Source organism: Alteromonas algae, from assembly GCF_049117195.1.
Lineage (GTDB): Bacteria > Pseudomonadota > Gammaproteobacteria > Enterobacterales > Alteromonadaceae > Alteromonas.
The window spans coordinates 3,302,801-3,314,359 of the sequence record NZ_CP185260.1 but is presented as its reverse complement, the minus strand read 5'-3'; the positions used below and the strand labels follow the sequence as shown (position 1 = coordinate 3,314,359).

General features: G+C 44.6%; 11 protein-coding genes. 10 read left to right on the top strand and 1 reads right to left on the bottom strand.

The genetic code is table 11. From position 1 onward, the window contains the following. Nucleotide 1 precedes the first annotated feature (1 nt). The 10 genes from ACOJRU_RS14760 (at nt 2) to nqrM (ending at nt 10,139) form a co-directional block, all read left to right on the top strand. Complete coding sequence (locus ACOJRU_RS14760) at nt 2-1,099, top strand: TRAP transporter substrate-binding protein (RefSeq protein WP_421132498.1); 1,098 nt, start codon at nt 2-4, stop codon at nt 1,097-1,099. A 287-nt stretch (nt 1,100-1,386) separates the two neighbouring features. Beyond that, the gene (fabV, locus tag ACOJRU_RS14755) at nt 1,387-2,565 is read left to right on the top strand and encodes an enoyl-ACP reductase FabV (RefSeq protein ID WP_421132497.1); all 1,179 of its coding nucleotides are present in this window, start codon (nt 1,387-1,389) and stop codon (nt 2,563-2,565) included. Nucleotides 2,566-2,993: 428 nt separating this feature from the next. Continuing rightward, entirely contained in the window at nt 2,994-4,334 is a 1,341-nt protein-coding gene (locus ACOJRU_RS14750) for a Na(+)-translocating NADH-quinone reductase subunit A (RefSeq protein WP_421132496.1), read from the top strand. A gap of 3 nt (nt 4,335-4,337) precedes the next feature. Beyond that, nucleotides 4,338-5,540, top strand: coding sequence for an NADH:ubiquinone reductase (Na(+)-transporting) subunit B (locus tag ACOJRU_RS14745; protein WP_421132495.1), 1,203 nt, complete (start codon nt 4,338-4,340; stop codon nt 5,538-5,540). Next, the gene (locus tag ACOJRU_RS14740; protein WP_421132494.1) at nt 5,530-6,294 is read left to right on the top strand and encodes a Na(+)-translocating NADH-quinone reductase subunit C; all 765 of its coding nucleotides are present in this window, start codon (nt 5,530-5,532) and stop codon (nt 6,292-6,294) included. Before ACOJRU_RS14745 ends, ACOJRU_RS14740 begins: the two co-directional genes overlap by 11 nt. 10 nt (nt 6,295-6,304) lie before the next feature. Then, nucleotides 6,305-6,937, top strand: coding sequence for an NADH:ubiquinone reductase (Na(+)-transporting) subunit D (locus tag ACOJRU_RS14735; RefSeq protein ID WP_421132493.1), 633 nt, complete (start codon nt 6,305-6,307; stop codon nt 6,935-6,937). A 3-nt stretch (nt 6,938-6,940) separates the two neighbouring features. Beyond that, a complete protein-coding gene (gene nqrE, locus ACOJRU_RS14730; protein ID WP_013782594.1) occupies nt 6,941-7,549 on the top strand; it encodes an NADH:ubiquinone reductase (Na(+)-transporting) subunit E in 609 nt (202 codons plus the stop codon). A 20-nt stretch (nt 7,550-7,569) separates the two neighbouring features. Continuing rightward, nucleotides 7,570-8,802 carry an NADH:ubiquinone reductase (Na(+)-transporting) subunit F gene (gene nqrF / locus ACOJRU_RS14725; protein WP_421132492.1) on the top strand — a complete coding sequence of 411 codons (1,233 nt, stop codon included), beginning with the start codon at nt 7,570-7,572 and terminating at the stop codon, nt 8,800-8,802. Between the two features lie 65 nt (nt 8,803-8,867). Beyond that, nucleotides 8,868-9,896, top strand: a complete 1,029-nt coding sequence (locus ACOJRU_RS14720; RefSeq protein WP_421132491.1) for an FAD:protein FMN transferase — start codon at nt 8,868-8,870, stop codon at nt 9,894-9,896. Nucleotides 9,897-9,905: 9 nt separating this feature from the next. After that, nucleotides 9,906-10,139 carry a (Na+)-NQR maturation NqrM gene (gene nqrM, locus ACOJRU_RS14715; RefSeq protein WP_421132490.1) on the top strand — a complete coding sequence of 78 codons (234 nt, stop codon included), beginning with the start codon at nt 9,906-9,908 and terminating at the stop codon, nt 10,137-10,139. Between the two features lie 107 nt (nt 10,140-10,246). On the opposite strand, the gene ACOJRU_RS14710 is transcribed toward nqrM, so the two are convergent. Further along, the gene (locus tag ACOJRU_RS14710) at nt 10,247-11,221 is read right to left on the bottom strand and encodes a hypothetical protein (RefSeq protein WP_421132489.1); all 975 of its coding nucleotides are present in this window, start codon (nt 11,219-11,221) and stop codon (nt 10,247-10,249) included. Nucleotides 11,222-11,559: the final 338 nt, after the last annotated feature.

Genomic DNA, 11,559 nt, shown 5'->3' with positions numbered 1-11,559 from the left:
TATGAAAGTAGCAAAAATACTGTTGTCATTGGCCAGCGTATTGGCATTGACTGCATTAAGTGGATGTTCAGACAAAGAAACGGTGTCGACCAACGCTGTAGAGCCGGCAAAAACCTATGAATGGAAAATGGTTACAGCGTGGCCAAAGAATTTCCCGGGGCTAGGCAGAGGGCCTGAAACCTTTGCTCAATATGTAGAGGAGATGTCGAGCGGACGCTTAAAAGTGTCGGTATACGGTGCAGGTGAACTGGTGCCGGGATTTGAGGTGTTTGACGCGGTTGCGCAAGGTACGGCGCAAATGGGTCATGCGGGGTCGTACTACTGGAAAGGCAAAATTCCGGCCGCTCCGATATTTTCAGCCATCCCATTTGGGATGACAGCCAATGAAATGAATGCTTGGCTACACTATGGCGGTGGCCTTGAGTTATGGCAGGAGCTGTATAAGCCGTTTGGTGTTATTCCCTTTGCGGGCGGCAGTACCGGGGTGCAAATGGCGGGGTGGTTTAAAAAAGAAATAAATAGCCTTGACGATTTTGCCGGCATTAATATGCGTATTCCAGGGCTTGGTGGTGAAGTGTTTAAAGAAGTTGGTGGCGTACCAGTGACCCTTACTGGAGGCGAAATATTCGTGTCGCTGCAAACAGGCGCTATTGACGCTACTGAATGGGTAGGCCCGTACAACGATTTGGCGTTTGGCCTTCATAGAGCGGCAGAATACTATTATCACTCAGGCTGGCATGAGCCAGGCACCATGCTTGAGTTCATCGTGAATGAAGACGCTTTTGAAAGCCTGCCTAGCGATTTACAATCTATTGTGCGCATTGCCATTCGCGCGGTGAATCAAGATATGCTTGACGAATATACAGCGCGAAATAACAGTGCCATGCAATCACTCATTAACGAGCACGGCGTAAAAGTGAAACCGTTGCCCGATGATGTAATGCAAGCGCTGAAGCAAGCCACTGAAAAAGTGATGACGCGCCTGTCAGAAGAAGACGCAGACTTTGCGAGAATCTACAGCAACTACCAAGCTTTTTATAAAGATGTGGCGGCGTATCACAAGCTTGCCGACCAAGAATATTATAAAAACCGCGAATAACACCGTTATATTACTCGTAGTAAAAAGGGCTTACATCAATAGGGTGTAAGCCCTTTTTTCTTAGCGCCTTAGCGTGCTCATGAAAAAATATGATGATGTAAGTCGCTAATTTTCAAAGACATGGGTAATAATAAGAAGGGGCGTTATACTAGATTACGTTTTCGGTTTTGATTCACTGCATGAGAAACGTGGCTGCAATGCGCGTGTTACGACAGCGCATCTGCTCCGAGTTGTTAAACGCCCATGCATGTTTACAATACGCGCACGCTAATAAAAGGAAAATGAATATGGTTATTAAGCCTAAAGTACGAGGCTTTATTTGCACGAACGCGCATCCGGTGGGCTGTGCAGCATCGGTTGCAGAACAAATTGCTTATATCGAGAGCAAAGGAAGCATTGGCGAGGGCCCTAAAAACGTGCTTGTGATCGGCAGCTCTACTGGATATGGCTTAGCATCGCGTATTACCTCAGCATTCGGATACGGTGCAAACACGCTTGGTGTTTGTTTTGAAAAGGCACCGACCGAGCGCAAAACGGGAACGGCAGGCTGGTACAACACCGCCGCATTTCATAGCGAAGCTAAAAAGAAAGGGGTGTATGCAGACACCATTAATGGCGACGCGTTTTCTGACGAAATAAAAGCACAAGCGATTGAAAAAATTAAAGCCGACATGGGAAAAGTCGATCTTGTAATTTACAGTTTGGCATCGCCTCGTCGTACTGACCCTGAAACTGGGGTGACGTATAAATCGACGCTTAAGCCAGTAGGGCAAGCGTACACCACCAAAACCTATGATACCGATAAAGACAAAGTCCATGATGTGTCGTTAGAACCAGCCAATAACGACGAAATCTTAAACACGATAAAAGTAATGGGTGGCGAAGACTGGGAACGTTGGATGGACTTCTTGCGTGATGCCGATGTGCTTGCTGAAGGCTGCAAAACCACAGCTTACACCTATATTGGTAAAGAACTCACATGGCCTATTTATGGCCAAGCTACGATTGGCAAAGCAAAAGAAGACCTAGACCGCGCCGCTGCTGCAATTATCGGTAAAAATAGTAAGTTGCTGGTCCAAGCTAACGTTAGCTCGTTAAAAGCGTTGGTGACTCAGGCCAGTTCAGCAATCCCTGTAATGCCTTTATATATCTCTTTAATTTACAAAGTAATGAAAGAAGAAGGCACCCACGAAGGGTGTATTGAACAAATTCATGGGCTCTTTACTGAATGCTTGTTTGGTGATAACCCCACCTTGGACGAAGCCAATCGATTCCGCATGGACGGAAAAGAAACAAATGATGCCACACAAGCGAAAATTAAAGCGCTGTGGGATCAAGTTACCCAAGAGAATTTTCATGAGTTAAGTGACTATAAAGGTTACCACCATGAATTTTTGAAACTTTTCGGTTTCGACATTGAGACGGTTGATTACGAACAAGATGTTGAAGCTCAAATAGGCTGGTAGTGTCTGACACTAACCAAGTGTTTAAAAGCCGTCTTCGTTGACGGCTTTTTACCCCCTAATTACGTGATACGAGTTAAAAAATTTACATTAAATTGTAGAAATTTTTAGCTTTAATCGTGATTTGCATGGCACAAACCTATTTGTTAATGCTAAAATCCCGGCATTAAGTGGGGGGCGTATCTACCTTCGCTCAACAGCAGCATTCATTACGCCGATAAAAGCATAAAAAGGTGTAAAATTCTGACGTTGGTCTATAACAAATAAACGTTGCGGCTAAAAAGTAAGCAGGTCGTGACAACGTAGCAAGTTCCGTCATTCAAATAATTAAAGGTGTATAACACCTGTTTTAAATGCTTTTTTGCATGCTGACAGGCAGGTTTACTGCGGTCATGCAAAAGGGTATTTCTATTAGAGTAGTGCAATTACATATGATAAAAATCAAGAAAGGTCTCGACCTCCCAATTGAGGGAGCGCCGAAACAGGAGATTGCTGAAGCGTCTGCTGTATCGCGCGTTGCCATTCTGGGAGAAGAATATGTGGGTATGCGCCCTACCATGCACGTCCAAGTTGGCGACGTAGTGAAGAAAGGTCAGGTTCTTTTTGAAGACAAAAAGAACCCTGGCGTTAAATTCACTGCGCCAGCGGCGGGTGAAGTGGTAGAGGTTAACCGTGGTGCAAAACGTGTTCTGCAATCAGTAGTTGTTAAAGCAAGCGGTAGCGATGCCGTCAGCTTTGACATTATCGCTGCTGATCAGATTGCGAGCGCGTCACGTGAGCAACTTCAGTCAATCCTCGTTGAGTCTGGTATGTGGACAGCGTTACGTACGCGCCCATTTAGCAAGGCTCCAGCGCTAGATTCTGTCCCAAGTTCAATCTTTGTTACAGCGATAGACACTAATCCGTTAGCAGCAGATCCTGCTGTTATCATCGCTGAGCGCCAAGACGATTTCGTTAATGGTCTTAAAGCGTTGACACAATTGAGCGGTGGAAAGGTCTTTGTGTGTAAAGCACCAGGTGCTTCAGTGGCTACTGGTGATGCAGCCGTCGACGTTGAAGAATTTGGCGGACCACACCCTGCAGGCCTTGCCGGTACACATATCCATTATCTCGATTCTGCGGGTCTTAGCAAAATCGTATGGCATGTAAACTATCAAGACGTGATGGCGATTGGTGCGTTGTTAACAACAGGTCAGCTAGATAACCGTCGTGTTATTTCGCTAGCGGGTCCTGCTGCAACAAAGCCTCGTCTTGTTCGTACGCTAATTGGTGCCGACCTTACTGAACTTACCGATGGCGAACAGTCAGACGGTGATGTACGTGTTGTTTCTGGCTCAGTACTTAACGGTACAACGGCACAAGGCGTTCACGGTTTCTTAGGTCGTTTCCACACCCAAGTTTCACTATTAAAAGAAGGTCGCGAGAAAAAATTCCTTGGCTGGATTACTCCAGGCTCGGACAAGCACTCAGTGACTCGTGCTTACCTAGGTCACCTAGGTGGTAGCAAGAAATTTGATATGACAACAACTACCAATGGTTCTGAACGTTCTATGGTTCCAATTGGTAATTATGAACGCGTTATGCCCCTAGATATCATTCCTACGCTTCTGCTTAGAGACCTGATTTCTGGTGATACTGACAGTGCTCAGACGTTGGGTTGTTTAGAATTGGATGAAGAAGATTTGGCATTGTGTACTTACGTATGCCCTGGCAAATACAACTATGGTCCTATTTTACGCGACTGTTTGGCCACGATAGAGAAAGAGGGTTAAGTCATGGGTTTAAAAGCGTATTTAGAAAAAATCGAACCGAACTTTGAGCCGGGTGGTAAGCATGAAAAGTGGTATGCGCTTTATGAAGCAGCGGCAACCATCTTTTATACGCCGGGCAAAGTAAATAAAGCCAACACGCACGTGCGTGATAGCATCGACCTTAAACGCATCATGATCATGGTATGGATGGCAACATTCCCAGCGATGTTCTTTGGTATGTACAACATCGGTTTGCAGGCACAAGATGCTGTTGCGATGGGTGCAGGTACACTCCCTGATGCATGGCAAGCAGCATTGTTCACGTCATTAGGCGGTGACCTAACCAACGCAAGCACGTTGGGGCTGTTTTTCTACGGTGCTTGTTTCTGGCTTCCGATTTATGCAACTACCTTTATTGTGGGTGGTTTCTGGGAAGTTCTCTTCGCATCTGTGCGTAAGCATGAAGTAAACGAAGGTTTCTTTGTAACCTCGGTATTGTTCGCGCTAACGCTGCCAGCAACCATTCCATTATGGCAGGTTGCTTTAGGTATTACTTTCGGTGTTGTTATCGCTAAAGAAGTCTTTGGTGGTACAGGTCGTAACTTCCTTAACCCAGCACTATCTGGTCGTGCTTTCCTTTACTTTGCTTATCCTGCTCAAATTTCAGGTGACCAAGTATGGGTGGCCGCTGATGGTTATTCGGGTGCAACGTCTCTAAGCCAAGCGGCGTCAGGTAATCTTGATTATGCAAACATGGACCTGTGGATGAACAGCTTCATCGGAACCATCTCTGGTTCTGCTGGTGAGGTGTCTGCATTGGCTATCATGATTGGCGGTTTGTTTATCATGTACATGCGTATTGCAAGCTGGCGAATTGTCGCTGGTGTAGCATTAGGTGTTGCCTTCTTCGCAACGCTACTTAACGTCATTGGTAGCGATACCAATACAATGTTTGCAATGCCTGCATACTGGCACTTCGTTGTGGGTGGACTTGCCTTTGGTATGTTCTTCATGGCAACAGACCCAGTATCTGCATCATTCACTAACCAAGGTAAGTGGGCATACGGCTTCTTCATTGGTTTTATGACGGTACTGATACGCGTCCTTAACCCAGCCTTCCCTGAAGGCGTAATGCTAGCAATTCTGTTTGCTAACTTATGGGCGCCACTGTTCGACTATTTTGTCGCACAAAGCAATATCAAGCGGAGGGTAGCACGTGTCGGCTAAGAAAGAATCTTTAGGCAAAACGGTAGGTATCGTTGTTGCAGTATGTTTAGTTTGCTCAATTGTAGTATCAGGCGCAGCCGTTGGCCTGCGCTCGCTACAACAGACTAACGCCGCGCTGGATAAAAAGAGTAACATCTTAAATGCCGCGGGTTTGTACGAAGTTGGTATGAGCAACAGTGTTATTGAAAGCACTTATAGCGAACGTGTAGAGCAGCGCTTTGTTAACCTTGATGAAGGTACGTTTGTTGACGCGCCTCAGCCAGATTACGATATGTATAAAGCGGCAAAGCAAACTGAATACAGCACACAAGTAACGAACAGCAACGTTGGTTTCCAACGTCGTCCTGACGTTGCCAGTGTTTATTTAGTACGAGACGCTGCTGGTGATGTATCTCGCGTTATTCTACCTGTACACGGTAGTGGTCTTTGGGACCTTATGTATGGTTTCTTAGCGCTAGACGCTGACGGCCAAACTGTGCGAGAGCTCATTTACTATCAGCAAAAAGAAACCCCAGGATTGGGTGGTGAAGTGCAAAACCCTGCATGGCAGGACAAGTGGGACGGCAAGGAATTATACGAGAATGGCGAAGTGGCTATCCGTGTAGTAAAAAACGCTAACCCAAGCAATCCTCACACAATCGATGCGCTTTCAGGTGCGACCCTTACCAGTAACGGTGTTGAAAACACAATTCGTTATTGGGTAGGCGAGCAAGGCTTCGGCCAGTTCCTGAAGAACCAAGCATGGCGTTCATAAGGGAAGTCTCATGGCAGATACTAAAGAAATGAAAAAGGCCCTCTTTGGGCCAATCTTGGACAACAACCCAATCGCCCTTCAGGTTTTGGGGATTTGTTCAGCACTGGCAATTACTACTAAGCTTGAAACAGCATTAGTAATGTCATTAGCGCTTACCACGGTTGTAGCGTTTTCAAACTTGTTTATTTCACTTATTCGTAACCAGATTCCATCTAGTGTTCGAATTATTATCCAGATGACGATCATTGCGTCTTTGGTAATCGTTGTAGACCAAATTCTAAAAGCATATTCGTATGAAATATCGAAGCAGCTGTCAGTATTCGTTGGTCTAATTATTACTAACTGTATTGTAATGGGCCGTGCTGAAGCCTACGCCATGAAGAGCCCACCTTTGATGAGCTTCTTAGATGGTATTGGTAACGGTTTAGGTTACTCGTTCATTCTTGTGGTTATCGGTACCATTAAAGAGCTATTTGGCTTTGGTACAATCTTGGGCTTTGAGATCCTTCCATTAGTCCAAAATGGCGGTTGGTATCAAGGTAATGGATTGTTAATTCTACCATTTAGTTCGTTCTTCTTAATTGGCGGTATGATTTGGTTTATCCGTACCATTCGCCCAGAGCAAGTTGAGCCTAAGGAGTAAGTCATGGAACATTATTTGTCGTTATTTGTTCGCTCAATTTTTGTTGAGAACATGGCGTTATCACTTTTCTTAGGTATGTGTACCTTCTTGGCTGTATCTAAGAAAGTTAAGACCGCTATGGGCCTTGGTGTTGCGGTAATCGTTGTACTGGGTATCTCAGTACCGGTTAACCAAATTATTTACGTTAATATTCTTGCTCCAGGCGCGCTTGCTTGGGCTGGTTTCCCTGACGCTGACCTGAGCTTCTTAAACTTCCTAACGTTTATCGGTGTTATTGCAGCATTGGTTCAAATATTAGAAATGAGTTTAGATAAGTTCTTCCCTGCGCTATACAACGCGTTAGGTATATTCTTACCGCTTATTACGGTTAACTGCGCCATTTTCGGTGGTGTGGCATTCGCAGTACAGCGTGAATATAACTTGACCGAAAGTGTGGTTTACGGCGTAGGAAGTGGTATGGGCTGGGCAATTGCTATTGTGCTGTTGGCCGCTGTCCGCGAAAAGCTGAAGTATGCTGATATGCCTGATGGTATCCGTGGTCTTGGATCGGTATTTATGATCGCTGGTCTAATGGCACTTGGCTTCCAGTCATTCACTGGTATTCAGCTTTAATAGAGCTCGGGAGCATTTAAATGAATAACGCAGAAATTTACTTAGGCGTCGGCATGTTTATTGCCATTGTATTGGCGCTAGTATTCATCATCATGTTTGCCAAGTCTAAATTGGTACCTAGCGGTGATGTACAAATTTTAATAAACAACGACCCTGACAAGGCAATTACAACGGCTCCAGGTGGTAAACTACTTGGCGCGTTGGCCGAAGCAGGTATTTTCGTTTCTTCAGCGTGTGGTGGCGGTGGTTCATGTGGCCAGTGCCGTGTTGATATCAAAGAAGGTGGTGGTGAGATTCTACCTACTGAACTTGATCACGTCACCAAGGGTGAAGCACGCGAAGGTTGCCGTCTATCATGTCAGGTTGCTGTGAAGCAAGACATGAAGATTGAGCTACCAGAAGAAGTATTCGGTATTAAAAAGTGGGATTGTGACGTTATCTCTAACGATAACAAAGCGACCTTCATCAAAGAGCTTAAACTTAAAATTCCTAACGGTGAAAGCGTTCCTTTCCGTGCTGGTGGTTATATTCAGATTGAAGCCCCTGCGCATCACGTTAAGTATAAAGAGTTTGAGATTCCAGACGAATATCGTGGTGATTGGGAACGCTTTGGCTTCTTTGACATAGAGTCAAAAGTTGACGAAGAAACCATTCGCGCATATTCAATGGCAAACTACCCGGAAGAAGAAGGGATTATTATGCTGAACGTGCGTATTGCTACGCCGCCGCCTAATAACCTAAGCCTACCCGCTGGTAAAATGTCATCGTATATTTGGAGCCTTAAAGAAGGCGACAAAGCGACTATCTCTGGTCCATTTGGTGAGTTCTTCGCAAAAGAGACGGATGCTGAAATGGTGTTTGTCGGTGGTGGTGCTGGTATGGCGCCAATGCGCTCGCACATTTTCGACCAACTTCGTCGTTTGAAGTCTGACCGTAAAATCAGTTTCTGGTACGGTGCCCGTTCACTTCGCGAAATGTTCTATGTAGAAGATTTTGATGAACTAGCGGCTGAGAACGAGAACTTTGATTGGCACGTTGCCCTTTCAGATCCTCAACCTGAAGATAATTGGGAAGGCTATACAGGCTTCATACACCAAGTGCTTCTTCAGAACTATCTGAAAGATCACCCTGCGCCAGAAGATTGTGAGTTCTACATGTGTGGGCCACCTATGATGAACGCAGCCGTCATCAACATGCTAAAAGACCTAGGTGTTGAAGACGAAAATATTATGCTAGATGACTTTGGTGGTTAATCTAAAAGCATACGATTAAAGAAGGGGGCATTAGCCCCCTTTTTGTTAAGTAAAAGGGTAACAATGTGATTCGATTTTATGCTCGTATTGCGCTAGCAGTTATAGCGTTCAGCATTTTGATTTTGGCCAGTTGCAGTGAAAAAGCACGCCCTGTGATTCACTTGCAGGGCCAAACGATGGGCACAACTTACAATGTGAAGTATGTGGTTGAAAGCGACGCACCGGTTGAGGGGCTACAACAGAAAATAGACGCCCGTTTAGTCGATATCAATAAACTGATGTCTACCTATGACCCGACGTCTGAATTGTCGCGGTTTAATCAGTATCGTTACACTGATAATTTCGCTGCCTCACCTGATACGCTGTTTGTTGTTGAAGAGTCATTGCGATTAGCAAAATTAAGTGGTGGCGTGTTAGACGTTACTGTAGGACCGCTTGTTAACCTATGGGGGTTTGGCCCCACCAAGCGCCCAGAGAAAGTGCCTAATCAATCTGATATTGATGCAGTGCGCGATTACGTAGGGTATGCGAAGCTCTCGACTACAGGGTCAGGCCTTAGAAAGAGCAACCCTATGCTTTATGTCGATTTATCGACCATTGCCAAAGGGTACGGTGTGGATGAGGTTGCCTCTATACTAGACAAACATAATATTACTAACTACCTTGTGGAAATTGGTGGTGAGATGCGAGTTACCGGACAGCGTGGTGATGGCAGCGAATGGCTTATCGCGATAGAAAAGCCAGTGACGACCGAACGTGCGGTGCAAAAAGTACTCTCTATAGGCACTAATGCCGTTGCAACATCGGGCGACTATCGAAATTATTACGAAGAAGACGGGAAGCGTTATTCACACCTGATTGACCCGACAACGGGCTCACCTATTTCTCATAACTTGGTGTCGGTTACGGTGATACACCCTTCTTCTATGACCGCTGACGGCCTTGCGACCGCATTCAATGTGATGGGCTGGGAGCAGGCAAGGGCGCTTGCAGAGCAAGAGCAACTTGCTGTATTTCTGATTCGTCGTGTAGATGATGGTTTTGAAGAGTATGCATCGCCAGAATTTGATAAACTGGTAACACTACATAATTAAGAGGTAGGTATGTCTACATTTATTCTCGCATTTGGGTTCTTTTTAGCCATGGTCGCGGCGATGGCGGTAGGTTATCTTGTACAGCGAAAAACGATATCTGGTAGCTGTGGTGGTTTGGGGGCATTAGGCATTGAAAAGGCCTGCGATTGTCCAGAACCCTGCGATCGCAAGAAGTCTCGTATGGAAAAAGAAGAAGCGCGTCAAAAGAAATTGAATGAATGGAAGCAAAATCAAATTCTATAGTATTTGATGAACGCTATTTCTAGATGAAAACGCCGCGTGGGTATTTTACGCGGCGTTTTTGTTGTTACTGTAGATAGTGCTTTGTTGCATTAATCTGTTTTAGATTACTAACTTAATTTGAAGACTTGACGCCAACTGATAACGGCAATAGTGATTAGTAGCAGAGCGAAAATAGAAGGCTCTGGTACATCGAATCGTAGTGATGATGACAATATATCCGCGCTTTCTGAGTCGGTTAGCCCCTGTACTGTTAGCTTCGTTCTCATTGTATTTGCGGAATCAATCCAGCCACCGTTAAGCGCAAAAGCTTGAGACTCACCATATAGCTGAAATTTATCACCTGGATTTACGTTGAATGATATTGAAAGGGACCTAAAGTTTTTAGCGCTATCGGTGATAAAAACATCTAAGTCAGACTCATAGGTGTTCTGTGCTAAGGTTGAACCTACAGACAGTGGAAAAATAGAAGAACTTGAAAGTTGTAACCCTTGGGTTGCTCCTATCGTCAGTCTGTATTTCGAATCAGAGCTATTTCCCCAACTTCCAGTCGACATAGCAAAGTCGAAATTTGCGATGAAATCGAGAGTTGTTGAAGCGCCGTCCCAAATAAACGATTGAGCTGAAAATAAGTTTGCAGAGTTACGTTCGTTGAGATCGGAATTCACAACAAAGTGAGCTTCCGGTAACGACAATTCAGTATTATCTAGTTCTGCTTCAAGCCATATATCACCATCAGCATTCTCGAGATATGAACGCGTAGCATTAGCTGAGATATTTTGAGCGCTCTCTTTACTCCCTGCTGAAGCACTATCAAAGAATCGTTCCCATTGTGTATTGAATATACACGCATCCTCTAAATTTATATCTTGAACTGTAGCGGGTCTGCTAGGCAGAAAGTCAGCAAAGTACTCAACGATCTCATCGCCCCATTCATTTTTATAGGCGTTGAAATCTGATGTCACCGAAGGACAAGAACGCTGTGTTAAATTTGTATTGGTGGTACTCGTTATAATGCCTGAATAGGCAGTGTGGGAATACATACTAACGGTTATTATGACAAGGCAGAGACTTTTGACATCCATGTACGTTCCTTATTTACAGTCGCATTGTTTAAAATGTGAGCAGCAATATGTGTGCCCATAATTAAAACACCGAAATTCAGGTAGTTACTACAATGTTTTTTATATTAAGAAATATATGTAAAAGAAGCTGACAGTTTTCTAACCATAAAATGACTCGCTCTATAAACCAAAGCGTAAGACAAAAATTAGGTAGGTGTGATACTGATTGAAGACGCATATGATAGCGTATTTACTATTAATGGTTTTCGTCATATGTGAATGATAGAGCCCTTTTGATATCAATAGGCTTTTCATACAATGTGAGCTTGTATAGTATCTTACATCGTCATCATTTTTAT